General features: G+C 40.7%; 37 protein-coding genes. 36 read left to right on the top strand and 1 reads right to left on the bottom strand.

Annotated features, from left to right (window positions below; genetic code table 11):
* The first annotated feature begins 4 nt into the window (after window positions 1–4).
* Window positions 5–940, top strand: coding sequence for a riboflavin biosynthesis protein RibF (gene ribF, locus OCV81_RS14020; protein ID WP_148330624.1), 936 nt, complete (start codon window positions 5–7; stop codon window positions 938–940).
* Between the two features lie 59 nt (window positions 941–999).
* Window positions 1,000–2,892: a DEAD/DEAH box helicase gene (locus OCV81_RS14015; protein WP_148330623.1), complete on the top strand. Its 1,893-nt coding sequence runs from the start codon at window positions 1,000–1,002 to the stop codon at window positions 2,890–2,892.
* Window positions 2,893–2,927: 35 nt separating this feature from the next.
* On the opposite strand, the gene OCV81_RS14010 is transcribed toward OCV81_RS14015, so the two are convergent.
* Window positions 2,928–3,911, bottom strand: coding sequence for a glycoside hydrolase family 43 protein (locus OCV81_RS14010; RefSeq protein WP_148330622.1), 984 nt, complete (start codon window positions 3,909–3,911; stop codon window positions 2,928–2,930).
* 182 nt (window positions 3,912–4,093) lie between these two features.
* Here OCV81_RS14010 and OCV81_RS14005 point away from each other — a divergent pair, with 182 nt between their 5' ends.
* The 34 genes from OCV81_RS14005 to rplQ all read left to right on the top strand — a co-directional run bounded on the left by OCV81_RS14005 (window position 4,094) and on the right by rplQ (window position 22,718).
* Window positions 4,094–4,417 (top strand): DUF3467 domain-containing protein, encoded by a 324-nt coding sequence (locus OCV81_RS14005; protein WP_022354108.1) that lies wholly within the window; start codon window positions 4,094–4,096, stop codon window positions 4,415–4,417.
* A 186-nt stretch (window positions 4,418–4,603) separates the two neighbouring features.
* Complete coding sequence (rpsL, locus tag OCV81_RS14000) at window positions 4,604–5,011, top strand: 30S ribosomal protein S12 (RefSeq protein WP_007559394.1); 408 nt, start codon at window positions 4,604–4,606, stop codon at window positions 5,009–5,011.
* A 150-nt stretch (window positions 5,012–5,161) separates the two neighbouring features.
* Window positions 5,162–5,638 (top strand): 30S ribosomal protein S7, encoded by a 477-nt coding sequence (gene rpsG / locus OCV81_RS13995; RefSeq protein ID WP_072543761.1) that lies wholly within the window; start codon window positions 5,162–5,164, stop codon window positions 5,636–5,638.
* A gap of 32 nt (window positions 5,639–5,670) precedes the next feature.
* Entirely contained in the window at window positions 5,671–7,788 is a 2,118-nt protein-coding gene (fusA, locus tag OCV81_RS13990) for an elongation factor G (RefSeq protein WP_148330621.1), read from the top strand.
* Window positions 7,789–7,881: 93 nt separating this feature from the next.
* Window positions 7,882–8,187, top strand: coding sequence for a 30S ribosomal protein S10 (rpsJ, locus tag OCV81_RS13985; protein ID WP_002558075.1), 306 nt, complete (start codon window positions 7,882–7,884; stop codon window positions 8,185–8,187).
* 20 nt (window positions 8,188–8,207) lie between these two features.
* Complete coding sequence (gene rplC / locus OCV81_RS13980) at window positions 8,208–8,825, top strand: 50S ribosomal protein L3 (protein WP_007559391.1); 618 nt, start codon at window positions 8,208–8,210, stop codon at window positions 8,823–8,825.
* Window positions 8,825–9,454 carry a 50S ribosomal protein L4 gene (gene rplD, locus OCV81_RS13975; RefSeq protein WP_148330620.1) on the top strand — a complete coding sequence of 210 codons (630 nt, stop codon included), beginning with the start codon at window positions 8,825–8,827 and terminating at the stop codon, window positions 9,452–9,454. Before rplC ends, rplD begins: the two co-directional genes overlap by 1 nt.
* A gap of 20 nt (window positions 9,455–9,474) precedes the next feature.
* Window positions 9,475–9,765, top strand: a complete 291-nt coding sequence (gene rplW, locus OCV81_RS13970) for a 50S ribosomal protein L23 (RefSeq protein ID WP_007559388.1) — start codon at window positions 9,475–9,477, stop codon at window positions 9,763–9,765.
* A gap of 7 nt (window positions 9,766–9,772) precedes the next feature.
* Complete coding sequence (gene rplB / locus OCV81_RS13965) at window positions 9,773–10,594, top strand: 50S ribosomal protein L2 (protein WP_072529631.1); 822 nt, start codon at window positions 9,773–9,775, stop codon at window positions 10,592–10,594.
* A 25-nt stretch (window positions 10,595–10,619) separates the two neighbouring features.
* Window positions 10,620–10,889 carry a 30S ribosomal protein S19 gene (gene rpsS, locus OCV81_RS13960; RefSeq protein ID WP_007559385.1) on the top strand — a complete coding sequence of 90 codons (270 nt, stop codon included), beginning with the start codon at window positions 10,620–10,622 and terminating at the stop codon, window positions 10,887–10,889.
* Between the two features lie 38 nt (window positions 10,890–10,927).
* A complete protein-coding gene (gene rplV / locus OCV81_RS13955; protein ID WP_072543765.1) occupies window positions 10,928–11,335 on the top strand; it encodes a 50S ribosomal protein L22 in 408 nt (135 codons plus the stop codon).
* 6 nt (window positions 11,336–11,341) lie between these two features.
* Window positions 11,342–12,073 carry a 30S ribosomal protein S3 gene (gene rpsC, locus OCV81_RS13950; RefSeq protein ID WP_007559382.1) on the top strand — a complete coding sequence of 244 codons (732 nt, stop codon included), beginning with the start codon at window positions 11,342–11,344 and terminating at the stop codon, window positions 12,071–12,073.
* Between the two features lie 20 nt (window positions 12,074–12,093).
* Window positions 12,094–12,525 carry a 50S ribosomal protein L16 gene (gene rplP / locus OCV81_RS13945; protein WP_013617999.1) on the top strand — a complete coding sequence of 144 codons (432 nt, stop codon included), beginning with the start codon at window positions 12,094–12,096 and terminating at the stop codon, window positions 12,523–12,525.
* A gap of 5 nt (window positions 12,526–12,530) precedes the next feature.
* Window positions 12,531–12,725: a 50S ribosomal protein L29 gene (rpmC, locus tag OCV81_RS13940; protein WP_007559379.1), complete on the top strand. Its 195-nt coding sequence runs from the start codon at window positions 12,531–12,533 to the stop codon at window positions 12,723–12,725.
* An 11-nt stretch (window positions 12,726–12,736) separates the two neighbouring features.
* A complete protein-coding gene (rpsQ, locus tag OCV81_RS13935) occupies window positions 12,737–12,994 on the top strand; it encodes a 30S ribosomal protein S17 (protein WP_072544105.1) in 258 nt (85 codons plus the stop codon).
* Window positions 12,995–12,996: 2 nt separating this feature from the next.
* Entirely contained in the window at window positions 12,997–13,362 is a 366-nt protein-coding gene (rplN, locus tag OCV81_RS13930; RefSeq protein ID WP_007559377.1) for a 50S ribosomal protein L14, read from the top strand.
* A gap of 20 nt (window positions 13,363–13,382) precedes the next feature.
* Entirely contained in the window at window positions 13,383–13,706 is a 324-nt protein-coding gene (gene rplX / locus OCV81_RS13925) for a 50S ribosomal protein L24 (RefSeq protein WP_072543767.1), read from the top strand.
* Entirely contained in the window at window positions 13,706–14,263 is a 558-nt protein-coding gene (gene rplE / locus OCV81_RS13920) for a 50S ribosomal protein L5 (RefSeq protein WP_007559375.1), read from the top strand. The genes rplX and rplE overlap by 1 nt, the downstream gene beginning before the upstream one ends.
* A gap of 6 nt (window positions 14,264–14,269) precedes the next feature.
* Complete coding sequence (gene rpsN, locus OCV81_RS13915) at window positions 14,270–14,569, top strand: 30S ribosomal protein S14 (RefSeq protein ID WP_148330619.1); 300 nt, start codon at window positions 14,270–14,272, stop codon at window positions 14,567–14,569.
* A gap of 58 nt (window positions 14,570–14,627) precedes the next feature.
* The gene (rpsH, locus tag OCV81_RS13910; protein ID WP_007559373.1) at window positions 14,628–15,023 is read left to right on the top strand and encodes a 30S ribosomal protein S8; all 396 of its coding nucleotides are present in this window, start codon (window positions 14,628–14,630) and stop codon (window positions 15,021–15,023) included.
* A 17-nt stretch (window positions 15,024–15,040) separates the two neighbouring features.
* Window positions 15,041–15,610 carry a 50S ribosomal protein L6 gene (rplF, locus tag OCV81_RS13905; RefSeq protein ID WP_148330617.1) on the top strand — a complete coding sequence of 190 codons (570 nt, stop codon included), beginning with the start codon at window positions 15,041–15,043 and terminating at the stop codon, window positions 15,608–15,610.
* A 21-nt stretch (window positions 15,611–15,631) separates the two neighbouring features.
* Window positions 15,632–15,973 (top strand): 50S ribosomal protein L18, encoded by a 342-nt coding sequence (gene rplR, locus OCV81_RS13900; protein WP_007559370.1) that lies wholly within the window; start codon window positions 15,632–15,634, stop codon window positions 15,971–15,973.
* Between the two features lie 6 nt (window positions 15,974–15,979).
* Entirely contained in the window at window positions 15,980–16,495 is a 516-nt protein-coding gene (rpsE, locus tag OCV81_RS13895; RefSeq protein ID WP_072543770.1) for a 30S ribosomal protein S5, read from the top strand.
* Window positions 16,496–16,507: 12 nt separating this feature from the next.
* The gene (rpmD, locus tag OCV81_RS13890) at window positions 16,508–16,684 is read left to right on the top strand and encodes a 50S ribosomal protein L30 (protein ID WP_072543771.1); all 177 of its coding nucleotides are present in this window, start codon (window positions 16,508–16,510) and stop codon (window positions 16,682–16,684) included.
* A 30-nt stretch (window positions 16,685–16,714) separates the two neighbouring features.
* Entirely contained in the window at window positions 16,715–17,161 is a 447-nt protein-coding gene (gene rplO, locus OCV81_RS13885) for a 50S ribosomal protein L15 (RefSeq protein WP_148330615.1), read from the top strand.
* A gap of 4 nt (window positions 17,162–17,165) precedes the next feature.
* On the top strand, window positions 17,166–18,512 hold the full coding sequence (secY, locus tag OCV81_RS13880) for a preprotein translocase subunit SecY (protein WP_148330613.1): 1,347 nt from the start codon (window positions 17,166–17,168) through the stop codon (window positions 18,510–18,512).
* Between the two features lie 16 nt (window positions 18,513–18,528).
* On the top strand, window positions 18,529–19,326 hold the full coding sequence (gene map, locus OCV81_RS13875; RefSeq protein WP_148330611.1) for a type I methionyl aminopeptidase: 798 nt from the start codon (window positions 18,529–18,531) through the stop codon (window positions 19,324–19,326).
* 1 nt (window position 19,327) lies between these two features.
* Window positions 19,328–19,546 carry a translation initiation factor IF-1 gene (gene infA / locus OCV81_RS13870; RefSeq protein ID WP_002558052.1) on the top strand — a complete coding sequence of 73 codons (219 nt, stop codon included), beginning with the start codon at window positions 19,328–19,330 and terminating at the stop codon, window positions 19,544–19,546.
* Window positions 19,547–19,561: 15 nt separating this feature from the next.
* Complete coding sequence (gene ykgO / locus OCV81_RS13865) at window positions 19,562–19,678, top strand: type B 50S ribosomal protein L36 (protein WP_002558051.1); 117 nt, start codon at window positions 19,562–19,564, stop codon at window positions 19,676–19,678.
* 33 nt (window positions 19,679–19,711) lie between these two features.
* Window positions 19,712–20,092, top strand: coding sequence for a 30S ribosomal protein S13 (gene rpsM, locus OCV81_RS13860; RefSeq protein WP_007559362.1), 381 nt, complete (start codon window positions 19,712–19,714; stop codon window positions 20,090–20,092).
* Window positions 20,093–20,100: 8 nt separating this feature from the next.
* Complete coding sequence (gene rpsK / locus OCV81_RS13855) at window positions 20,101–20,490, top strand: 30S ribosomal protein S11 (RefSeq protein ID WP_007559359.1); 390 nt, start codon at window positions 20,101–20,103, stop codon at window positions 20,488–20,490.
* Window positions 20,491–20,607: 117 nt separating this feature from the next.
* Complete coding sequence (gene rpsD / locus OCV81_RS13850) at window positions 20,608–21,213, top strand: 30S ribosomal protein S4 (protein WP_148330610.1); 606 nt, start codon at window positions 20,608–20,610, stop codon at window positions 21,211–21,213.
* Between the two features lie 11 nt (window positions 21,214–21,224).
* The gene (locus OCV81_RS13845; protein ID WP_007559357.1) at window positions 21,225–22,217 is read left to right on the top strand and encodes a DNA-directed RNA polymerase subunit alpha; all 993 of its coding nucleotides are present in this window, start codon (window positions 21,225–21,227) and stop codon (window positions 22,215–22,217) included.
* Window positions 22,218–22,220: 3 nt separating this feature from the next.
* The gene (gene rplQ, locus OCV81_RS13840) at window positions 22,221–22,718 is read left to right on the top strand and encodes a 50S ribosomal protein L17 (RefSeq protein ID WP_148330608.1); all 498 of its coding nucleotides are present in this window, start codon (window positions 22,221–22,223) and stop codon (window positions 22,716–22,718) included.
* The last annotated feature ends 122 nt before the right edge of the window (window positions 22,719–22,840 follow it).

Genomic DNA, 22,840 nt, shown 5'->3' with positions numbered 1-22,840 from the left:
TTAAATGGAGATAATAACGAATTGTACGGCCTCAAATCTTCCAGCATGTGTAGCAACGATTGGTTGTTTTGATGGAGTCCATAGAGGGCATCAATATTTGCTTCAGCAGGTTCACAATATAGCCAAGGCAGAAGGGCTTGCTTCATGTCTGATTACTTTTGGCACTCATCCTCGTCAGGTGTTGGACGCAAATTATCATCCTAAATTGTTGACGTGTCTGGCGCAGAAGTTTGAACGTTTTGAGCAGACTTCAATAGATTATTGCGTCTTGATGCCTTTTACCAAGGAGTTGTCTTTACTTTCGGCTCGGGAATTTATGGAGATTCTCCATGGAGTGTATCATGTACAGACGCTTTTTATCGGTTATGATCATCATTTCGGACATCATACAAAAGAAGAAGGATTTCTGGAGTACCAGCAATATGGAAGGGAATTAGGCATGAGAGTCATGCAGTCGAAGGCTTTGGTGGAAGATGGAGTTTCCGTCAGTTCTACCTTGATTCGCTCTTTACTGCAGGAAGGAAAAATTAGGGAGGCTAATTCTTATTTGGGCTATAATTATTATTTGAATGGGCGAGTGATAGATGGACGTAAGGTAGGACGTACAATAGGTTTTCCTACGGCAAATATCGAACCGTCGTGTGCTGAAAAACTTTTGCCAGCATGCGGGGTATATGCGGTTTATGTTTATTTGAATAATTCACGGTATGCTGGAATGTTGAATATCGGAAGTTGTCCTACGGTAAATGAGGATGGCCGGGATATTAGCATAGAGGTACATATTTTTAGATTCTCTGGAGACATTTATGAGCAGGCTTTGCGTGTGGAATTTGTCGATTATGTGCGCCCGGAAATAAAATTTGCCGACCTGAATGAACTGACTTCTCAGTTGCAGCAAGATAAAGATACAATAAAAAATCTTTTGAATCTGAGAGGATAAAGTGTTGGGTGGCATTTGAAATGTCCGTATCTTTGCTGCAAATTAGATATTTGAATTGAATGAAGACATTTGAAGAACTTGGCGTTTCACCTGAAATACGCAAAGCGATTGAGGAAATGGGGTATGAAAATCCTATGCCTGTGCAAGAAGAAGTAATCCCGTATTTGTTGGGAAACGGCAATGATGTAGTGGCTCTGGCGCAAACCGGAACCGGAAAAACAGCCGCATTTGGTCTGCCGCTGATTCAGAAAATTGATGTAGAGAAACGTGTGCCACAGGCTTTGGTGCTCTGTCCTACACGTGAATTGTGCCTGCAGATAGCAGGTGACCTCACTGATTATTCAAAGTATATTACGGATTTAAAGATTCTGCCTGTATATGGAGGCTCTTCAATAGACAGTCAGATTCGTAGTTTGAAGAGAGGGGTGCATATTATTGTGGCTACTCCGGGGCGTTTGATTGACTTGATGGAGCGTAAGGTTGCTCATTTGGAGACTATTCGTGATGTGGTGATGGACGAAGCAGATGAGATGTTGAATATGGGTTTCACGGATAGTATTAATGCAATATTGGAGAATGTGCCTCAGGACCGGAATACATTGATGTTTTCTGCTACAATGAGTCCGGAAATAAGCCGTATCGCCAAATCCTATCTTCATGAACCTAAGGAAATTACGATTGGTACCAAGAATGAGGGCAGCAAAAATGTCAATCATGTGGCGTATATTGTTCATGCAAAAGATAAGTATTTGGCTTTGAAACGAGTGGTGGACTTTTATCCTCAGATTTATGGTATTATCTTTTGCCGGACGCGTAAAGAAACACAGGAGATTGCAGATAAATTGATTCAAGACGGATATAATGCGGATTCTTTGCATGGTGAATTGAGCCAGGCACAGCGTGATCTGGTAATGCAGAAGTTCCGTCAAAGACATTTGCAGTTGCTGGTTGCAACGGATGTGGCAGCTCGTGGACTGGATGTGAATGATTTGACCCATGTGATAAATTATGGTTTACCGGATGACACAGAAAGTTACACTCACCGGAGTGGAAGAACAGGGCGTGCGGGTAAGACCGGTATCTCAATTGCTATTATCAATTTGCGCGAAAAAGGACGTATGCGTGATATTGAGCATATTATCAAGAAGAAGTTTGAGGTAAGTGTGCTTCCGTCAGGCAAAGAAATCTGCGAACAGCAGTTGATAAAAGTGATTGATGATATTGAAAAAGTGAAAGTTGATGAAGAGGAAATAGCAACTTTTCTGCCTGCTATTTATCGGAAACTGGATTGGCTGGATAAAGATGATTTGATTAAGCGTGTGGTTTCTTTGGAGTTTAATCGTTTTTTGGATTATTATAAGAACGCCCCTGAAATTGAACAGCCGAAGGCCAGTGACAAAAAAACGGAGTCAAAGGACGTTTCCCGGAAAGGGGATAAGGAGAAAGTAGGTCGCAAAGCGGAGAAAGGATATACACGCTTGTTCCTGAATTTAGGTAAAACGGATGGCTTTTATACGAATCAGATTATAGATTTGGTAAACCGGAATTTGAGGAAAGAACGTATTCAGATTGGCCGTATTGATTTGATGCAAAATTTTTCATTCTTTGAAGTGATACAAGAACAGGCTCCCCAGGTTATGAAAGCCTTGAATAAAGTTGTGTTGAGTGGGGGACGTAAGGTCTGTGTGGAAATTGCAGGTGAGAATACTGGTAAAAGTGACAAGAGTGGAAAGAAAAAGAAGATGGCGGTCGAAAGGAAAACCGATAAGGCCTCAAAGGTAGAGAAATCGAAAAAGCCTAGTCGGGAAGAAAGAGGATATGTCAATCCTCGTGGCCCAAAGAAGAAAGACGACTGGAAACAGTTCTTTCAGCAAGACAATCAATTGCTTCGTGGAGAAGAACCAGATTTCGCAGAAGAAGGCTGGGCAAAACGTAGCAAACGGAAAAAATGAAAAAACCGGACGGATAAAATTTCCGTCCGGTTTTTTCATTTAAAGATTCCTTCAGTAGTCATTTGTATGCGTTTTATGCTTCCATCCTTTTGATAGAAAAGCTGGTCGATGCAGACTGACCTTCTGAAACCGCATCCGTTGGGATTGATGCTTCCATTGTGGTAGATGAAATAAGATTTTCCTTTAAAGTCTATGATGGCTTGATGGTTTGTATTGGAATTACCGGCTATTTCGTTGAGAATGCCTTTGTATATCCATGGACCGTTAATGTTTTGGCTCATGGCGTAGCAGATTTTTTCTGGAAATTCAGACGCGAATGACAGGTAATACCAGTTCCCGTGTTTATGAATCCAAGGGGCTTCTGTATACCTTGGAAGAGAGATGGGAAGAATGGGACCGTCCAATTCTGTCATGTTGTCTTTTAGTTTTGCATAATAACATTGAGTGTTTCCCCAAAAAAGATAAGCTTGACCGTCGTCATCGATAAAGACCGTAGGGTCTATGTCATCCCATGCAATGGACGTGTATTCTGTGGTCATGTCGTTGGTGATTAATGCGCTCCCTCGTGCGTCCTTGAAAGGTCCCAAGGGGGAGTCGGCTACAGCTACTCCGATTGATTTTCCGGGGATTGTGGCATGCTCAACGGTGACATACCAATAGAACTTCCCGTCTCGCTCAATTACCTGGCTTGCCCAGGCTTCTCCTTTTGCCCATTTGAAGTCTGTTGCTCTAAGGGTGTAAGCATGTTCGGTAAATGTTTTCATATCTTGTGTGGATAGTATACACCATTCGTTCATTAGGTAGTATTGATGAGGTGCAGGGCATTCGTCGTGTCCCGCATAGATATATACGGTTCCGTCATGGACTAAAGCGGCAGGGTCGCCAAGGTATTTGTAAGAAACGATAGGGTTTTGGTTAACTACAAAGGTTGTATCTCGTTGGGCCGCTTGTAAAATAGCTGTGTGCGTGAAAAATGAGAAAAAGGCTGGCAGCCCTAGTTTTAGTAAGAAGTCTTTCATGGTGTGACAGTTAAATTTTGATTTGTATACAAAGCTAGGCAGTTTGACTGAGAGAGGGGTGGACAAAAAGCTTTTTGGGGTGGATTGTAGTCCGGTTGATTAGAAAAAGAATGCGATTTGTTAGTTTACTCCGACTTTTTTTCTACATTTGCCGTATAAATTATTAAAACAATTAGATCATTATGGAAAACGAAAACAAAAATCAGCTTCAGATAGAATTGAAAGAAGAAGTTGCACAGGGCACTTATGCGAATCTTGCGATTATCACTCATTCAAGTTCTGAATTCATACTTGACTTTGTGCGTGTGATGCCCGGTTTGCCGAAAGCAGGCGTTCAATCTCGTATTGTAATGACTCCGGAACATGCAAAGCGTCTGATGTTTGCGTTGCAGGACAATGTGGCGAAGTATGAGCAGAATTTCGGACAGATCCGGATGCCGGAACAGCAGGCACAAGGAGGAAAAACCTTTGTTCCACCGTTGAGTGATTTTAAAGGAGAAGCTTAAAAAAATATAAAAAACAGCTTTGGAAGGCTCATTTCCCGTTTTTTTCGGGGAATGAGCCCTTTTCTTTTGAAAAACAGTTTGTCTATTAAAAAGTTATTTGTAATTTTGCAGCCCGAAATGTAGTATTTCGTCAAGGATTGTAGAAACAATAGAAAATAAATATATAACAATTAAAAATCAAACAAAATGCCTACTATTCAACAGTTAGTAAGAAAAGGAAGAACGGTTTTGGTTGATAAGAGTAAATCACCGGCACTGGATTCATGTCCTCAGAGACGTGGCGTTTGTGTACGTGTTTACACTACAACTCCGAAAAAACCGAACTCAGCAATGCGTAAAGTTGCTCGTGTGCGTCTGACAAACTCTAAGGAAGTGAACTCTTACATTCCGGGAGAAGGACATAACTTGCAGGAACACTCAATCGTTTTGGTTCGTGGTGGTCGTGTAAAGGACCTTCCGGGTGTACGTTATCACATCGTACGTGGTACACTGGATACAGCAGGTGTAGCAGGCCGTACACAGAGACGCTCTAAGTATGGTGCTAAGCGCCCGAAACCAGGACAGGCAGCTCCAGCAGGAAAAGGTAAGAAGTAAATTCTGACTGAGTACAATCCTTAAGTTAAGAAAAACTTTTATTAATTCGTTTTGGTTTGTTGGAAGAGCTTTAAGGTTGAGTAAATGCTTCGGAGGAAGCGTTGAAGTAGACAAGATGCAGCCCCAAACTAAACATTATTATCAAACAAAATGAGAAAAGCAAAACCAAAAAAACGTGTGATCCTTCCGGATCCGGTATTTAACGACCAGAAGGTTTCAAAATTCGTGAACCATCTGATGTATGATGGAAAGAAGAATACCTCTTATGAAATCTTCTACAATGCACTGAAAACAGTTGAAACCAAGCTCCCGGCTGAAGAAACTTCTGCACTGGAGGTTTGGAAAAAGGCTCTTGATAACGTAACTCCGCAGCTGGAAGTGAAGTCTCGCCGTATCGGTGGTGCTACATTCCAGGTTCCTACAGAAATCCGTCCGGATCGTAAAGAATCAATTTCTATGAAGAATCTGATCGCTTTTGCTCGTAAGCGTGGAGGTAAGTCAATGGCTGACAAATTGGCTGCAGAAATCCTTGATGCATACAACGAACAAGGTGGCGCATTCAAACGTAAAGAGGATATGCATCGTATGGCTGAAGCTAACCGTGCATTTGCTCACTTCAGATTCTAATCGAGTTATTAATTAATTAAGACGGAATTAAAATGGCTAAACATGATTTGCATTTAACCCGTAACATCGGGATCATGGCGCACATCGATGCTGGTAAGACAACGACTTCTGAGCGTATCTTGTTCTATACAGGTTTGACTCACAAAATCGGTGAAGTACACGACGGTGCTGCTACCATGGACTGGATGGAACAGGAACAGGAACGTGGTATTACTATTACATCTGCTGCCACGACTACTTATTGGAAGTATGCAGGTAATAAATATAAAATCAACTTGATTGATACTCCGGGACACGTGGACTTCACTGCGGAAGTAGAACGCTCTCTTCGTGTATTGGATGGTGCAGTTGCTACATATTGTGCTGTAGGTGGTGTGGAGCCTCAGTCAGAAACTGTATGGCGTCAGGCTGATAAATACAATGTTCCTCGTATCGGTTATGTAAATAAAATGGACCGTTCTGGTGCTGACTTCTTCGAAGTAGTTCGCCAGATGAAGGATGTGTTGGGCGCAAATCCTTGTCCGGTAGTGATTCCTATCGGTGCGGAAGAATCTTTCAAGGGAGTTGTCGACCTGATTAAGATGAAGGCTATCCTGTGGCACGATGAAACAATGGGTGCCGACTATGATGTAGAAGAAATCCCTGCAAACTTGGTTGATGAAGCCAACGAGTGGAGAGACAAAATGTTGGAAAAGGTGGCTGAATTCGATGAAGCCTTGATGGAAAAATATTTTGACGATCCTTCTACAATCACAGAAGACGAAATCTTGCGTGCTCTGCGTGCTGGAACTTTGAAGATGGAAATCGTTCCGATGTTGTGTGGTTCTTCATTTAAGAATAAAGGTGTACAGACATTGTTGGACTATGTATGTGCATTCTTGCCTTCTCCGCTGGATACTCCGAATATCGTGGGTACAAATCCGAATACGGGTGCTGAAGAAGACCGTAAGCCGGATGAAGATGAAAAGACTGCAGCTTTGGCATTCAAGATTGCTACTGACCCGTATGTAGGTCGTCTGACTTTCTTCCGTGTTTACTCTGGTAAGGTTGAAGCTGGTTCTTATATCTACAACTCTCGTTCAGGTAAGAAAGAACGTGTTTCTCGTCTGTTCCAGATGCACTCAAACAAGCAGAATCCGGTAGAAGTAATCAGTGCGGGTGATATTGGTGCTGGTGTAGGATTCAAGGATATTCGTACAGGTGATACACTGTGTGACGAAACAGCTCCGATTGTATTGGAATCTATGGACTTCCCGGAACCGGTTATCGGTATTGCAGTAGAGCCGAAGACTCAGAAAGATTTGGACAAGCTGTCTAACGGTTTGGCTAAGTTGGCTGAAGAAGACCCGACATTTACTGTACGTACAGACGAACAGACTGGCCAGACTATCATCTCTGGTATGGGTGAGCTTCACTTGGATATCATCATCGACCGTTTGAAACGTGAGTTCAAGGTTGAATGTAACCAGGGTCGTCCGCAGGTTAACTACAAGGAAGCTATCACAAAGACTGTTGAATTGCGTGAAGTTTACAAGAAACAGTCAGGTGGTCGTGGTAAGTTTGCCGATATCATCGTATCTGTAGGCCCGGTTGATGAAGACTGGAAACAGGGTGGTCTGCAGTTCATCGACGAAGTGAAAGGTGGTAACGTACCTAAGGAATTTATTCCTTCTGTACAGAAAGGTTTCCAGACAGCCATGAAGAACGGTGTGTTGGCTGGCTTCCCGCTCGATTCACTGAAGGTTGTGTTGAAGGATGGTTCTTTCCACCCGGTTGACTCTGACCAGTTGTCATTCGAAATCTGTGCTATCCAGGCATACAAGAACGCTTGCGTGAAAGCAGGTCCGGTGCTGATGGAGCCGATTATGAAACTGGAAGTGGTTACTCCGGAAGAGAACATGGGTGATGTAATCGGTGACTTGAACAAACGTCGTGGTCAGGTTGAAGGTATGGAAACAAGCCGTTCTGGCGCCCGTATCGTAAAAGCTATGGTTCCGTTGGCTGAAATGTTCGGTTATGTAACAGCTTTGCGTACTATTACTTCTGGTCGTGCAACTTCTTCAATGAGTTACGATCACCATGCACAGGTTTCTAGCTCAATCGCTAAGACTGTATTGGAAGAAGTGAAAGGTCGCGTTGATTTGGTATAATAAACAATAGGACGGAAGTCGATGAGGGCTAGCGAATGACTCTTAGCCCTCAAGCTTCCTCCAGTTATTCATTTAATAATTTAATAAATAAACATGAGTCAGAAAATCAGAATTAAACTGAAATCTTACGATCACAACTTGGTAGACAAGTCAGCTGAGAAGATTGTAAGAACTGTGAAGGCTACAGGTGCCATTGTAAGTGGTCCGATTCCATTGCCTACACACAAGCGTATCTTCACTGTAAACCGTTCGACTTTCGTTAACAAGAAGTCACGTGAACAGTTCGAATTGTCTTCTTACAAGAGACTGATTGACATCTATAGCTCAACTGCAAAGACAGTAGACGCTTTGATGAAATTGGAATTGCCGAGTGGGGTAGAAGTAGAAATTAAAGTTTAATCAATTAAAAATTAACTGAAATGCCAGGATTATTAGGAAAGAAAATCGGAATGACATCCGTTTTCAGTGCTGATGGTAAGAATGTACCATGCACTGTTATCGAAGCTGGTCCTTGTGTAGTTACTCAGATTAAGAGTGTAGAAAAAGATGGCTATGCAGCTGTTCAGGTAGGTTTCCAGGACAAGAAGGAAAAGCATACTACAAAACCGTTGATGGGTCACTTTAAGAAAGCTGGAGTAACTCCAAAGAGACACTTGGCCGAGTTCAAAGATTTCTCAGAAGAATTGAATTTAGGTGACACTATCACTGTGGAATTGTTCAATGACACTGCTTATGTGGATGTAATTGGAACTTCTAAAGGAAAAGGTTTCCAGGGTGTTGTAAAACGTCATGGATTTGGTGGTGTAGGTCAGACTACTCACGGTCAGCACAACCGTGCTCGTAAGCCGGGTTCTATCGGTGCTTGTTCTTACCCTGCAAAAGTATTCAAAGGAATGCGCATGGGTGGCCAAATGGGTGGTGACAGAGTGACTACTCACAACTTACAGGTATTAAAAGTGATTCCTGAACACAACCTGCTGTTGATTAAGGGTTCTGTTCCGGGTTGCAAAGGTTCAATCGTAATAATTGAGAAATAATGGAAGTTAACGTTTTAAATATCAAGGGTGAAGACACCGGAAGAAAGGTGGCTTTGAACGAAGCTATCTTCGGAATCACTCCAAATGATCACGCTATCTATCTGGATGTAAAACAGTATATGGCTAATCAGCGCCAGGGTACTCACAAGTCTAAGGAAAGAAGCGAAATCAGTGGTTCTACTCGTAAATTAGGCCGTCAGAAAGGTGGTGGCGGTGCACGTCGTGGTGACATCAACTCTCCAGTATTGGTGGGTGGTGCTCGTGTGTTCGGTCCGAAACCTCGTGACTATTGGTTCAAACTGAACAAGAAAGTGAAAGCTCTGGCTCGTAAGTCTGCTTTGGCATACAAAGCTCAGGCTAACAGCATCGTAGTGGTTGAAGACTTCACTTTTGAAGCCCCTAAGACTAAAGAATTCGTAAACGTTGTGAATAATCTTAAAGTGGCTGGTAAAAAGCTACTTATGGTTTTGCCGGAAGCAAATAAAAACGTATATTTGTCTGCTCGTAACTTAGAGCGTACAAATCTTGCAATTGCTTCTGCGCTGAATACATATTCTGTATTGAACGCAGAAACTCTTGTTGTGACAGAAAGTGCATTGAAAGCTATCGAGGAAACCTTAGTGAAATAATTAAAGGAGGCTGAAGTAATATGGGAATGATTATTAAACCGTTGGTTACAGAAAAGATGACGGCAATATCTGAAAAGTTCAACCGCTTTGGATTTATTGTCCGTCCTGAAGCTAACAAATTAGAAATTAAGCGTGAAATCGAAGCTATGTATAACGTGACTGTAGTGGATGTGAATACAATCCGCTATGCAGGTAAAAACAAGAGCCGTTATACTAAGTCAGGTCTTATCAATGGTCGTACGAATGCATACAAGAAAGCAATCGTTACATTGAAAGAAGGTGATACTATTGATTTTTATAGCAATATTTAAATAAAAGATGGCAGTACGTAAATTTAAGCCCACAACACCGGGGCAGAGACACAAAATTATTGGTACTTTTGAAGAAATTACTGCATCGGTACCAGAGAAATCTCTTGTATATGGAAAGCGTTCTACGGGTGGTCGTAACCACGTAGGTAAAATGACAATGCGCTATATCGGTGGCGGTCATAAGAGAAAATTCCGTATTATCGATTTCAAGAGAAATAAAGACGGTGTTCCAGCAGTCGTTAAAACAATTGAATATGATCCGAATCGTTCGGCTCGTATTGCTTTGTTGTTTTATGCTGATGGTGAAAAAAGATATATCATTGCTCCTAATGGATTGCAAGTAGGTAGCACTTTGATGTCTGGAGCGAATGCGGCGCCTGAGATTGGTAACGCACTTCCTCTCGAGAACATCCCCGTAGGTACAGTGATTCATAATATTGAATTGCGTCCGGGTCAGGGTGCTGCTTTGGTAAGATCGGCTGGTAACTTTGCTCAGTTGACTTCTCGTGAAGGTAAATATTGTGTCATCAAATTGCCTTCAGGTGAAGTAAGACAGATTTTAAGTGCTTGTAAAGCTACTATCGGTAGTGTGGGTAATTCTGACCACGCTTTGGAAGCTTCTGGTAAAGCAGGTCGTTCTCGCTGGTTAGGCCGTCGTCCTCATAACCGTGGTGTTGTTATGAACCCTGTGGATCACCCGATGGGTGGTGGTGAAGGACGTCAGTCAGGAGGTCACCCGAGATCACGTACAGGCTTGTATGCTAAGGGCTTGAAGACAAGAGCACCTAAGAAACAGTCTTCTAAGTATATTATAGAAAGAAGAAAGTAATAACAACTGATTAATTGAGTAATTTATGAGTCGTTCATTAAAAAAAGGTCCATATATTAATGTAAAACTGGAAAACAAGGTGCTCGCTATGAATGAGAGCGGCAAGAAGTCAGTTGTTAAGACATGGGCTAGAGCTTCAATGATTTCGCCTGATTTTGTTGGGCATACAATTGCAGTTCATAACGGAAACAAATTTATTCCTGTTTACGTTACTGAAAACATGGTTGGTCATAAGTTGGGAGAATTTGCTCCTACACGTACTTTCCGTGGTCATGCAGGTAACAAGAAAAAATAATAACAGGACGCATATTTGAAATAATAAAGTAATAAATAATGGGAGCAAGAAAAAAAATATCGGCTGATAAGAGAAAAGAAGCCCTTAAAACCATGTATTTTGCAAAATTGCAAAATGTGCCTACTTCTCCGCGTAAGATGCGTCTCGTGGCTGACATGATTCGCGGTATGGAGGTGAACAGAGCACTTGGTGTTTTGAAGTTTTCTTCTAAAGAAGCTTCTGCTAGAGTGGAAAAACTGTTACGCTCTGCTATTGCTAACTGGGAACAGAAAAACGAACGCAAAGCTGAAGACGGCGAATTGTTTGTAACTAAGATTTATGTTGACGGGGGAGCAACCTTGAAAAGAATGAGACCGGCTCCGCAGGGTAGAGGTTACAGAATTCGTAAACGCTCAAATCATGTGACTTTGTTCGTTGATGCTAAGAATACTAATGATAAAAATTAAGAGTAGATGGGACAGAAAGTTAATCCGATAAGCAACCGTTTAGGAATTATCAGAGGATGGGATTCTAATTGGTACGGTGGCAAGAATTATGGTGACGCTTTGCTGGAAGACAGCAAAATTCGTAAATATCTGAATGCCAGACTTGCAAAAGCCAGCGTTTCAAGAATCGTTATTGAACGTACTCTGAAATTGGTGACAATTACTGTATGTACTGCTCGTCCGGGTATTATCATTGGTAAAGGTGGTCAGGAAGTTGATAAGTTGAAAGAGGAGTTGAAGAAGATCACTGACAAGGATATCCAGATTAATATCTTTGAAGTAAAAAGACCGGAACTTGACGCTGTGATTGTAGCAAACAACATCGCTCGTCAGGTTGAAGGCAAGATCGCTTACCGTCGCGCTATCAAGATGGCAATTGCCAATACGATGCGTATGGGAGCTGAAGGTATCAAGGTGCTGATTTCTGGTCGTTTGAACGGAGCTGAAATGGCTCGTTCTGAAATGTATAAGGAAGGTCGTACTCCGTTGCACACGTTCCGTGCAGACATTGACTACTGTCATGCTGAAGCCTTGACTAAGGTTGGTCTGCTGGGTATCAAGGTGTGGATTTGCCGTGGAGAAGTTTATGGAAAACGTGAGTTGGCTCCAAACTTTACTCAGAGCAAGGAAAACAACCGTGGTGGAAACGGAAACAATGGTGGAAAGAACTTCCGCAGAAAGAAAAACAACAATCGCTAACGATTTGAATTTTAGGAATTATGTTACAACCGAAAAAAACAAAATTCAGAAGACAGCAGAAAGGTAGCGCTAAAGGTAACGCCCAGAGAGGTCATCAGTTGGCTTTTGGTACTTTTGGTATCAAGTCTCTTCAGACTAAGTGGATTACTGGTCGTCAGATTGAAGCAGCTCGTATTGCTGTAACAAGATATATGCAGCGTCAGGGTCAGATTTGGATCCGTATTTTCCCGGATAAACCTATTACTCGTAAGCCTGCTGATGTGCGTATGGGTAAAGGTAAAGGTAATCCGGAAGGTTTCGTAGCTCCTGTAACTCCGGGTCGTATTTTGATCGAAGTTGAAGGTGTTTCTTTTGAAGTAGCTAAAGAAGCTTTGCGCCTCGCCGCACAGAAACTTCCTGTTACTACTAAGTTTATTGTTAGACGTGATTACGACGCAAGTCAAAATGCTTAATTGATATGAAGATTGCAGAAATTAGAGAAATAGCTACCAACGAATTGGCAGAAAGAATTCAAACTGAAGTTGCCAATTACAATCAAATGGTTTTGAATCATTCGATCTCTCCGCTGGAAAATCCTGCACAGATTAAGAAATTACGCAGAACAATTGCGCGTATGAAAGCAGAATTGCGTCAGAGAGAACTTAACAAATAATAATGGTCCTCATGGAAGCTAGAAATTTAAGAAAAGAAAGAACTGGTGTTGTAGTTAGCAATAAAATGGACAAGACCATTACTGTTGCTGCTAAGTTTAAGGAAAAACACCCTATTTATGGTAAATTCGTGTCTAAAACGAAAAAATACCATGCTCATGACGAAAAGAATGAATGCCAGGTTGGCGATACTGTTCGCATCATGGAAACTCGTCCTTTGAGTAAAACTAAGAGATGGAGATTGATTGAAATTATTGAAAGAGCTAAGTAATTATGATACAAGCAGAATCCAGACTTACAGTATGTGACAACAGTGGCGCAAAAGAAGCTCTTTGTATCCGCGTATTAGGCGGTACAAAGAGACGTTATGCCTCTGTTGGGGATGTTATTGTAGTTTCAATAAAAAGTGTTATCCCCTCAAGTGATATTAAAAAAGGTGCAGTATCAAAGGCCTTGATTGTACGTACAAAGAAAGAAATCCGTCGTGCTGACGGCTCTTACATTCGTTTTGATGACAATGCTTGCGTGTTGTTGAACAACGCAGGTGAAATTAGAGGAAGTCGTATCTTTGGCCCGGTTGCAAGAGAGTTGCGTAATGCGAATATGAAAGTGGTTTCACTTGCACCTGAAGTACTTTAATTTTGTAAAAGATTTAAGTAATGAGTAAATTACATATTAAAAAAGGCGATACAGTTTACGTAAACTCTGGTGAAGACAAGGGTAAAACTGGCCGCGTGTTGAAGGTTCTTGTTAAAGAAGGACGTGCAGTGGTAGAAGGTATCAATATGGTATCTAAGAGTACCAAACCTAACGCTAAGAATCCTCAGGGTGGTATTGTGAAGCAGGAAGCTCCTATTCACATCTCTAACCTGAATCCGGTAGACCCGAAAACAGGAAAACCGACTCGTGTAGGTAGAAGAGAAAGTTCTGATGGAAGAACATTTGTTCGTTATGCTAAAAAATCAGGAGAGGAGATTAAATAATGAGTAATACTGCTAGCCTTAAGAAAGAATATGCAGAGCGCATTGCTCCTGCTTTGAAGAATCAATTCCAGTATTCTTCATCTATGCAAATCCCTGTACTTAAGAAGATTGTTATCAATCAAGGTTTGGGTATGGCGGTTGCTGACAAGAAAATCATTGATGTAGCAATCAATGAATTGACTGCTATTACAGGACAGAAAGCTGTAGCAACTGTTTCTCGTAAAGATATCGCAAACTTTAAATTGCGTAAGAAAATGCCAATCGGTGTGATGGTAACATTGCGTCGTGAAAGAATGTATGAGTTCCTTGAAAAGTTGGTTCGTGTGGCTTTGCCGCGTATCCGTGACTTTAAGGGTATCGAAAGCAAGTTCGATGGAAGAGGAAACTATACACTGGGTATTCAGGAACAGATTATTTTCCCTGAAATCAACATTGATAGCATCACTAAGATTTTGGGTATGAACATTACTTTCGTAACTTCTGCCCAGACTGACGAAGAAGGTTATGCTTTGTTGAAGGAATTCGGATTACCGTTTAAAAACGCTAAAAAAGATTGATAAGTTATGGCAAAAGAATCAATGAAGGCTCGTGAAGTAAGAAGAGCTAAACTTGTTGCTAAATATGCTGAGAAGCGTGCTGCGTTGAAGAAGATTGTAAACTCTGGTGATCCTGCTGAAGCTTTTGAGGCTGCTCAGAAGTTGCAGGCTCTGCCTAAGAACGCTAATCCTATTCGTTTACACAACCGTTGTAAGTTGACTGGACGTCCAAAAGGATATATCCGTCAGTTCGGTATTTCACGTATTCAGTTCCGTGAAATGGCTTCAAACGGTTTGATTCCTGGCGTTAAGAAAGCAAGCTGGTAAATAATTTTTTTATTAAATATTGTCAGGGTAGTCCTGATTAATTTAACAATTAGTTTTTATGACAGATCCTATCGCAGATTATCTCACTAGATTGAGAAATGCAATTAGTGCTAAGCACAGAGTGGTGGAAGTGCCTGCTTCAAACTTGAAAAAGGAGATTACAAAGATCCTTTTCGACAAAGGGTACATCCTGAACTACAAGTTTGTTGAAGATGGTCCTCAGGGTACTATCAAGGTGGCTTTGAAGTATGATGCAGTTAACAAGGTTAACGCAATCAAGAAGCTTGAAAGAGTATCTACTCCGGGTATGCGTAAGTATACCGGTTACAAAGACATGCCGAGAGTTATTAATGGATTAGGTATTGCTATTATATCTACTTCCAAAGGTGTTATGACAGACAAGGAAGCTGCTGAGCTGAAGATTGGCGGTGAAGTTCTTTGCTATGTATATTAATGTTAGGAGGATAAGCAATGTCAAGAATTGGTAAATTACCCATTAGTATCCCTGCTGGAGTAACAGTTACTCTGAAGGATAATGTAGTAAATGTAAAAGGACCTAAAGGTGAGTTGAGTCAGTTTGTAAATCCTGCTATCAGCGTAGAAATTGCAGACGGACACGTGGTGTTGAAAGAAAATGAAGATGCGATGCTTGATAACCTGAAACAGCGTCATGCATTCCATGGTTTGTATCGTGCATTGATCCACAACATGGTTGTAGGTGTTTCTGAAGGTTATAAGAAAGAATTAGAGCTGGTCGGTGTAGGTTACCGTGCTTCTAATAACGGTAATATCATTGATTTCGCTTTAGGTTATACGCATAATATTTTTATGCAGTTGCCTCCTGAAATCAAGGTAGAAACTAAATCTGAAAGAAATAAGAACCCTCTTATCATATTGGAATCTTGTGACAAACAGCTGCTTGGTCAGGTTTGTTCAAAAATACGTTCTTTCCGTAAGCCTGAACCTTATAAAGGAAAAGGTATTAAGTTTGTTGGTGAAGAAATTCGTAGAAAGTCTGGTAAGTCAGCTGGCGCTAAATAATTCACATAAAATCGTACAATTATGACAACAAAAATAGAAAGACGCATTAAGATTAAATATAGAGTACGCAACAAGATTTCAGGTACTGCTGAACGTCCGCGTATGAGTGTGTTTAGAAGTAACAAGCAGATTTATGTTCAGGTTATCGACGATTTAAGTGGTAAGACATTGGTAGCTGCTTCTTCTTTGGGCATGGAAGCTATGCCGAAGAAAGAACAGGCTGCAAAAGTTGGTGAGCTGATTGCAAAGAAAGCTCAGGAAGCTGGTATTACGACTGTCGTATTCGACCGTAATGGTTACTTGTATCATGGGAGAGTAAAAGAAGTAGCTGATGCTGCTCGTAACGGTGGACTTAAATTTTAATGAATTATGGCAGTTAATAATAGAGTTAAGATTACTAACGATATAGAATTAAAAGATAGACTGGTTGCAATCAACCGTGTTACTAAGGTTACAAAAGGTGGTAGAACTTTCAGTTTCTCTGCCATTGTGGTAGTTGGTAATGAAGACGGTATTATTGGTTGGGGCCTTGGTAAAGCAGGTGAAGTAACAGCTGCAATCGCGAAGGGCGTAGAAGCTGCAAAGAAAAACCTGACTCGTGTCCCGGTATTGAAAGGTACTGTTCCTCACGAACAGTCTGCTAAGTTTGGCGGTGCTGAAGTATTCATTAAGCCTGCTTCAACTGGTACAGGTGTAGTAGCTGGTGGTGCAATGCGTGCCGTATTGGAAAGTGTAGGTGTTACTGATGTCTTGGCTAAGTCTAAGGGTTCATCAAATCCTCACAATCTGGTAAAAGCTACTATCTTGGCTTTGGGTGAAATGAGAGATGCTCGCATGGTAGCTCAGAACAGAGGTGTAAGTTTGGATAAAGTATTTAGAGGATAAGGAGGATAATTTATGGCAACTATAAAAATTAAACAAGTAAAGAGTAGAATTGGTGCTCCGGCTGATCAGAAGAGAACTTTGGATGCACTTGGTCTCCATAAATTGAATCGTGTGGTTGAACACGAAGAGACTCCTTCAATTCTGGGTATGATTGAAAAGGTGAAACACCTGGTTGCAATCGTTAAGTAATATATTGTTAACAATAAAGGATCTTACAATATGAAGTTAAATAATTTGCGTCCTGCAGAAGGTTCTGTCAAAACTAGAAAAAGAGTTGGTCGTGGTGCTGGTTCAGGTTTAGGCGGTACTTCTACAAGAGGACATAAAGGAGCAAAGTCAAGATCTGGCTATTCAAAGAAGATTGGTTTTGAAGGAGGTCAGATGCCGCTTCAACGTCGTGTTCCGAAATTTGGTTTTAAGAATATCAACCGTGTAGAATACAAAGCAATTAATCTTGATACTATTCAGAAATTGGCTGAAGCTAAGAATCTGTCTAAGGTCGGCATTGATGATTTGATTGAAGCAGGTTTCGTTTCTTCTAATCAATTAGTGAAAGTTCTTGGTAACGGTAGTTTAACTACTAAGCTTGATGTAGAAGCTAATGCTTTTTCTAAGAGCGCGGTAGCTGCAATCGAAGCCGTTGGTGGTAATGCAGTAAAACTCTGATTCAATGATAAAATCTATTGAAACATTAAAGAATATATGGAATATTGAGGATCTGAGAAAACGGATCCTCATTACTATATTGTTTGTTGCAATTTATCGATTCGGTTCTTATATCGTATTGCCGGGTATTAATCCTGACATGTTGTCTAAATTGCATGAACAGACGAGTGAAGGTCTTCTTGCCTTGTTGAATATGTTTTCTGGTGGTGCCTTTTCAAATGCATCTATTTTTGCGCTTGGAATAATGCCATATATTTCTGCGTCCATCGTGATTCAGTTGTTGGCTATTGCGGTGCCTTATTTCCAGAAATTGCAGCGTGAGGGTGAAAGCGGGCGTCGAAAGATTAATCAGTATACTCGTATTCTGACAATCATTATTTTGATTTTCCAAGCTCCTTCTTATCTGATCAACTTGAAAATGCAGGCAGGGCCCGCCCTTAATGCTTCATTAGATTGGACTTTCTTTATTATTACTTCAACTATCATTCTGGCAGCAGGTAGTATGTTTATCTTGTGGCTTGGTGAAAGAATCACTGATAAAGGAATTGGTAATGGTATCTCTTTGATTATTATGGTGGGTATTATTGCTCGTCTTCCTCAGTCTTTCTCTGGTGAGTTTGTTTCTCGACTGGCTTCTCCGGGCGCAGGTGGTATTATCATGTTCTTGATAGAACTGGTATGTTTGCTGGCAGTGATAGCTGCTGCCATCTTGTTGGTTCAAGGTGTACGTAAAGTTCCTGTACAATATGCAAAACGTATTGTGGGAAACAAACAATATGGAGGTGCTAGACAGTATATACCTTTGAAGGTAAATGCTGCAAATGTGATGCCGATTATCTTTGCTCAGGCAATTATGTTTATTCCGATTACTATCGTGGGATATTCAAATATTGACAATGCGAGTGGTATTGCGCGCGCCCTGATTGACCATACAGGTTTTTGGTATAACCTTATTTTTGCAGTATTGATTATTCTTTTCACTTACTTCTATACTGCAATTACTATTAATACCACGCAGATGGCGGAAGATATGAAGAGAAATAACGGTTTTATTCCGGGAATAAAGCCGGGTAAGAATACAGCAGAATATTTGGATGTGATTATGTCACGTATTACTCTGCCTGGTTCTGTATTCTTGGCTATTATTGCTATTCTGCCTGCATTTGCCGGTCTTTTTGGAGTTCAAGCTGAATTTGCACAGTTCTTTGGTGGAACATCTTTGCTGATTCTTGTGGGGGTAGTTTTGGATACTCTACAGCAAGTTGAAAGCCATTTGTTGATGCGTCACTATGATGGATTGTTGAGTTCAGGAAGAATTAAGGGACGTTCTGGTAATGTAGCTGCTTATTAAAAAATACTCGTCTCGAATGATATTTCTAAAGACAGATGATGAGATAGAGTTGCTTCGTCAGAGTAATCTCTTGGTAGGGAGGACTCTGGCTGAAGTAGCTAAAATGATAAAGCCGGGAGTTACTACGAAACAATTGGATAAGGTAGCGGAAGAATTTATCCGTGATCATGGGGCGATTCCAACTTTTAAAGGTTTCCCCAATCCATATGGTTCTCCTTTTCCTGGTACATTGTGTACGTCAGTGAATGAACAGGTGGTGCATGGAATTCCCAATGATATCCCTTTGAAAGAGGGTGATATTGTTTCGGTTGACTGTGGAACTTTTATGAACGGTTTTTGTGGAGATTCTGCTTATACATTTTGTGTAGGTGAGGTAGATCCGGAGATTGTGAAATTATTGAAGGTTACGAAGGAATCTCTTTATAAAGGTATTGAAAATGCTGTTCATGGGAAAAGACTGGGAGATATAGGTTATGCGATTCAGCAACATTGCGAGGCTCAATCTTACGGTGTCGTTCGTGAGTTTGTAGGTCATGGTATTGGAAAAGAAATGCATGAAGATCCTCCTGTTCCAAACTATGGTCGTCGTGGTACGGGCACTTTGTTGAAAAAGGGTATGTGTATTGCGATAGAACCGATGATTACGATGGGAAACCGACAAGTTGTTATGGAGGAAGACAGATGGACAATCCGTACAAGAGATTGGAAATGTGCTGCTCATTTTGAACATACAGTCGCAGTCGGACTGGGAAAGGCTGATATATTATCATCATTTGAATTTATAGAACAAGTTTTAGGAGATAAAGCAATTTAATATGGCAAAGCAATCCGCAATAGAACAAGATGGAGTTATCGTTGAAGCATTGTCGAATGCAATGTTTCGTGTAGAGCTAGAAAACGGACATGAGATTACAGCTCATATTTCTGGCAAAATGAGAATGCATTACATTAAAATATTACCCGGAGATAAGGTAAGAGTCGAGATGTCTCCTTATGACTTATCTAAAGGAAGAATCGTTTTTAGATACAAATAAAAGAAAATATAAGATATGAAAGTAAGAGCATCATTAAAGAAACGTACGCCGGAATGCAAAATCGTTAGACGTAATGGCCGTTTGTATGTTATTAACAAGAAAAATCCTAAGTATAAACAACGTCAAGGATAATTTATTATTTTTGCAAAAAAAATAATTTAGTATATGGCTATAAGAATAGTTGGTGTAGATTTGCCTCAGAATAAAAGAGGTGAGATTGCGTTGACATACGTATATGGTATCGGACGCAGTAGTTCAGCAAAAATTTTGGATAAAGCAGGCGTAGATCGTGACCTGAAAGTAAAGGATTGGACTGATGATCAGGCTGCTAAGATTCGTGAAATCATTGGTGCTGAATACAAGGTTGAAGGTGATCTTCGTTCTGAAATCCAGTTGAACATTAAGCGATTAATGGATATTGGTTGCTACCGTGGTGTTCGTCACCGCTTGGGTCTGCCCGTAAGAGGTCAGAGCACAAAGAACAATGCTCGTACACGTAAGGGAAGAAAGAAAACAGTTGCAAATAAGAAAAAAGCTACTAAATAATTGTTAATATGGCAAAAAAAACAGTCGCAGCTAAAAAAAGAAATGTCAAGGTGGATGCTAATGGACAGTTGCATGTTCATTCTTCATTCAATAACATTATCGTTTCTTTGGCAAACAGCGAAGGCCAAATCATCGCATGGTCTTCTGCAGGTAAGATGGGATTTAGAGGTTCTAAAAAGAACACTCCTTATGCAGCTCAGATGGCTGCCCAAGATTGCGCAAAGGTGGCATACGATCTTGGCCTGAGAAAGGTAAAAGCTTATGTGAAAGGTCCTGGAAACGGACGTGAGTCTGCAATCAGAACAGTGCACGGAGCTGGAATTGAAGTTACTGAAATTATCGATGTAACTCCATTGCCTCATAACGGTTGTCGTCCTCCGAAAAGAAGAAGAGTATAATAAAGATAACCAATTTAGATGTAACTTGATTTTGTTAAATAATGGATTGCAATTCCTTTCTGTAATCGCGGCTGCAACAAATTGAGTTCATGAATAACAATTAAATTAAGAAAGAAAATGGCTAGATATACTGGACCAAAAACTAGAATTGCACGTAAATTCGGTGAAGCAATCTTTGGAGCAGATAAAGTTTTGTCAAAGAAAAACTATCCTCCTGGACAACATGGTAACAACCGTCGCAGAAAAACTTCTGAATACGGTGTCATGTTGGCTGAAAAACAGAAAGCAAAATATACTTACGGTGTGTTGGAGAAACAGTTCCGTAATATGTTTGAAAAGGCAGCGGGTATGAACGGTATTACCGGTGAAATTTTGCTGCAGAGCCTTGAATGTCGTCTGGACAACGTAGTGTTCCGTTTGGGTATAGCACCGACTCGTGCTGCTGCTCGTCAGCTTGTAGGTCACAAGCATATTACAGTAGATGGTAAGGTTGTTAATATTCCTTCTTTCTCTGTAAAACCGGGTCAGTTGGTAGGTGTTCGTGAAAAATCTAAGTCTTTGGAAGTTATTTCAAACTCTTTGGCTGGATTTAATCACAGCAAATATCCTTGGTTGGAATGGGATGAAAACTCAAAAACTGGTAAATTGTTGCATATTCCGGAAAGAGCAGACATTCCTGAAAACATTAAAGAACACTTGATCGTTGAATTGTACTCTAAATAATAATTAATTTCATGGCGATATTAGCATTTCAAAAACCTGATAAAGTATTAATGTTGGAAGCGGATTCCAAATTCGGGAAATTCGAATTCCGTCCGCTTGAACCCGGTTTCGGTATTACCGTAGGTAATGCTTTACGCCGTATTCTTCTTTCTTCGTTGGAAGGTTATGCTATCAATACCATTCGTATTGAAGGTGTTGAACATGAGTTTGCTACCATTCCGGGAGTAAAAGAGGATGTCACTAACATTATCTTGAATCTGAAACAAGTTCGATTCAAGCGAGTAGTTGAGGAATTCGAAAATGAGAAGGTAAGCATTACCGTTGAGAATTCTACTGAATTTAAGGCAGGTGATATTGGTAAGTATTTGACCGGATTTGAAGTGTTAAATCCTGAATTGGTTATTTGCCATTTAGATTCAAAAGCAACTATGCAGATAGATATTACAATCAATAAAGGGCGTGGATATGTTCCGGCTGACGAAAACCGTGAATTTTGCACCGATGTGAATGTAATTCCTATCGATTCTATTTACACTCCGATTCGTAATGTGAAATATGCGGTAGAAAACTATCGTGTAGAACAGAAGACTGACTATGAAAAGTTGGTATTGGAAATTACGACGGATGGTTCCATTCACCCGAAGGAAGCGCTGAAGGAAGCTGCAAAGATTTTGATTCATCACTTCATGTTGTTCTCTGATGAAAAGATTACTCTTGAAACATCAGATGCAGAAGGTAATGAAGAATTTGATGAAGAAGTATTGCACATGCGTCAGTTGCTTAAGACCAAACTGGTTGATATGGACTTGTCAGTTCGTGCCTTGAACTGTTTGAAAGCTGCCGATGTAGAAACACTGGGTGACTTGGTACAGTTTAATAAGACCGACCTGCTGAAGTTCCGTAACTTCGGTAAGAAATCGCTCACTGAGCTTGATGATTTGCTCGAGAGTCTGAATCTTTCGTTTGGAACAGATATTTCTAAGTATAAATTAGACAAAGAATAAACAATGAGACATAATAAAAAATTCAACCATTTAGGTCGTACTGCTTCTCACAGAAATGCAATGCTGTCAAACATGGCATGTTCTTTGATCAAGCACAAAAGAATCACTACGACTGTTGCGAAGGCTAAAGCTTTGAAGAAGTTCGTTGAGCCGCTGATTACGAGATCTAAAGAAGATACAACAAACTCTCGTCGTGTTGTGTTTAGTAACTTGCAAGACAAGTATGCTGTAACTGAACTGTTCAAAGAAATCTCTGTAAAGGTTGCAGATCGTCCGGGTGGTTACACTCGTATTATCAAGACTGGTCATCGTTTAGGTGATAACGCAGAAATGTGTTTCATCGAATTGGTAGACTACAACGAGAACATGGCTAAGACAGCTGCTAAGAAAACTACTCGTACACGTCGTTCTAAGAAATCAGCTGCAACTACTACTGAAGCACCGGCTGCTGAAGCTCCTGCAACTGAAGCTACTACAGAGGAAGCCCCTAAAGCTGAATAATTCTGTAACATGCTATATATTGAAAAGAGGGTGTGTCAAAAAGCATACCCTCTTTTTTTATGACAACGCCCCGACTTTCCCAAGCCGAGGCGTTGTTATTACCTAAAGATTTTGTATCTTTA

This window comes from Phocaeicola fibrisolvens (assembly GCF_025567125.1).
GTDB lineage: Bacteria > Bacteroidota > Bacteroidia > Bacteroidales > Bacteroidaceae > Phocaeicola > Phocaeicola fibrisolvens.
This window is presented reverse-complemented; position numbering and strand designations above follow the sequence as displayed.

Excerpts from the sequence above, each read along its gene's own strand:
- ribF (WP_148330624.1), top strand. The coding sequence starts at position 5 with ATGGAGATAATAACGAATTGTACGGCCTCAAATCTTCCAGCATGTGTA.
- OCV81_RS14015 (WP_148330623.1), top strand. The coding sequence starts at position 1,000 with ATGAAGACATTTGAAGAACTTGGCGTTTCACCTGAAATACGCAAAGCG.
- OCV81_RS14010 (WP_148330622.1), bottom strand. The coding sequence starts at position 3,911 with ATGAAAGACTTCTTACTAAAACTAGGGCTGCCAGCCTTTTTCTCATTT.
- OCV81_RS14005 (WP_022354108.1), top strand. The coding sequence starts at position 4,094 with ATGGAAAACGAAAACAAAAATCAGCTTCAGATAGAATTGAAAGAAGAA.
- rpsL (WP_007559394.1), top strand. The coding sequence starts at position 4,604 with ATGCCTACTATTCAACAGTTAGTAAGAAAAGGAAGAACGGTTTTGGTT.
- rpsG (WP_072543761.1), top strand. The coding sequence starts at position 5,162 with ATGAGAAAAGCAAAACCAAAAAAACGTGTGATCCTTCCGGATCCGGTA.
- fusA (WP_148330621.1), top strand. The coding sequence starts at position 5,671 with ATGGCTAAACATGATTTGCATTTAACCCGTAACATCGGGATCATGGCG.
- rpsJ (WP_002558075.1), top strand. The coding sequence starts at position 7,882 with ATGAGTCAGAAAATCAGAATTAAACTGAAATCTTACGATCACAACTTG.
- rplC (WP_007559391.1), top strand. The coding sequence starts at position 8,208 with ATGCCAGGATTATTAGGAAAGAAAATCGGAATGACATCCGTTTTCAGT.
- rplD (WP_148330620.1), top strand. The coding sequence starts at position 8,825 with ATGGAAGTTAACGTTTTAAATATCAAGGGTGAAGACACCGGAAGAAAG.
- rplW (WP_007559388.1), top strand. The coding sequence starts at position 9,475 with ATGGGAATGATTATTAAACCGTTGGTTACAGAAAAGATGACGGCAATA.
- rplB (WP_072529631.1), top strand. The coding sequence starts at position 9,773 with ATGGCAGTACGTAAATTTAAGCCCACAACACCGGGGCAGAGACACAAA.
- rpsS (WP_007559385.1), top strand. The coding sequence starts at position 10,620 with ATGAGTCGTTCATTAAAAAAAGGTCCATATATTAATGTAAAACTGGAA.
- rplV (WP_072543765.1), top strand. The coding sequence starts at position 10,928 with ATGGGAGCAAGAAAAAAAATATCGGCTGATAAGAGAAAAGAAGCCCTT.
- rpsC (WP_007559382.1), top strand. The coding sequence starts at position 11,342 with ATGGGACAGAAAGTTAATCCGATAAGCAACCGTTTAGGAATTATCAGA.
- rplP (WP_013617999.1), top strand. The coding sequence starts at position 12,094 with ATGTTACAACCGAAAAAAACAAAATTCAGAAGACAGCAGAAAGGTAGC.
- rpmC (WP_007559379.1), top strand. The coding sequence starts at position 12,531 with ATGAAGATTGCAGAAATTAGAGAAATAGCTACCAACGAATTGGCAGAA.
- rpsQ (WP_072544105.1), top strand. The coding sequence starts at position 12,737 with ATGGAAGCTAGAAATTTAAGAAAAGAAAGAACTGGTGTTGTAGTTAGC.
- rplN (WP_007559377.1), top strand. The coding sequence starts at position 12,997 with ATGATACAAGCAGAATCCAGACTTACAGTATGTGACAACAGTGGCGCA.
- rplX (WP_072543767.1), top strand. The coding sequence starts at position 13,383 with ATGAGTAAATTACATATTAAAAAAGGCGATACAGTTTACGTAAACTCT.
- rplE (WP_007559375.1), top strand. The coding sequence starts at position 13,706 with ATGAGTAATACTGCTAGCCTTAAGAAAGAATATGCAGAGCGCATTGCT.
- rpsN (WP_148330619.1), top strand. The coding sequence starts at position 14,270 with ATGGCAAAAGAATCAATGAAGGCTCGTGAAGTAAGAAGAGCTAAACTT.
- rpsH (WP_007559373.1), top strand. The coding sequence starts at position 14,628 with ATGACAGATCCTATCGCAGATTATCTCACTAGATTGAGAAATGCAATT.
- rplF (WP_148330617.1), top strand. The coding sequence starts at position 15,041 with ATGTCAAGAATTGGTAAATTACCCATTAGTATCCCTGCTGGAGTAACA.
- rplR (WP_007559370.1), top strand. The coding sequence starts at position 15,632 with ATGACAACAAAAATAGAAAGACGCATTAAGATTAAATATAGAGTACGC.
- rpsE (WP_072543770.1), top strand. The coding sequence starts at position 15,980 with ATGGCAGTTAATAATAGAGTTAAGATTACTAACGATATAGAATTAAAA.
- rpmD (WP_072543771.1), top strand. The coding sequence starts at position 16,508 with ATGGCAACTATAAAAATTAAACAAGTAAAGAGTAGAATTGGTGCTCCG.
- rplO (WP_148330615.1), top strand. The coding sequence starts at position 16,715 with ATGAAGTTAAATAATTTGCGTCCTGCAGAAGGTTCTGTCAAAACTAGA.
- secY (WP_148330613.1), top strand. The coding sequence starts at position 17,166 with ATGATAAAATCTATTGAAACATTAAAGAATATATGGAATATTGAGGAT.
- map (WP_148330611.1), top strand. The coding sequence starts at position 18,529 with ATGATATTTCTAAAGACAGATGATGAGATAGAGTTGCTTCGTCAGAGT.
- infA (WP_002558052.1), top strand. The coding sequence starts at position 19,328 with ATGGCAAAGCAATCCGCAATAGAACAAGATGGAGTTATCGTTGAAGCA.
- ykgO (WP_002558051.1), top strand. The coding sequence starts at position 19,562 with ATGAAAGTAAGAGCATCATTAAAGAAACGTACGCCGGAATGCAAAATC.
- rpsM (WP_007559362.1), top strand. The coding sequence starts at position 19,712 with ATGGCTATAAGAATAGTTGGTGTAGATTTGCCTCAGAATAAAAGAGGT.
- rpsK (WP_007559359.1), top strand. The coding sequence starts at position 20,101 with ATGGCAAAAAAAACAGTCGCAGCTAAAAAAAGAAATGTCAAGGTGGAT.
- rpsD (WP_148330610.1), top strand. The coding sequence starts at position 20,608 with ATGGCTAGATATACTGGACCAAAAACTAGAATTGCACGTAAATTCGGT.
- OCV81_RS13845 (WP_007559357.1), top strand. The coding sequence starts at position 21,225 with ATGGCGATATTAGCATTTCAAAAACCTGATAAAGTATTAATGTTGGAA.
- rplQ (WP_148330608.1), top strand. The coding sequence starts at position 22,221 with ATGAGACATAATAAAAAATTCAACCATTTAGGTCGTACTGCTTCTCAC.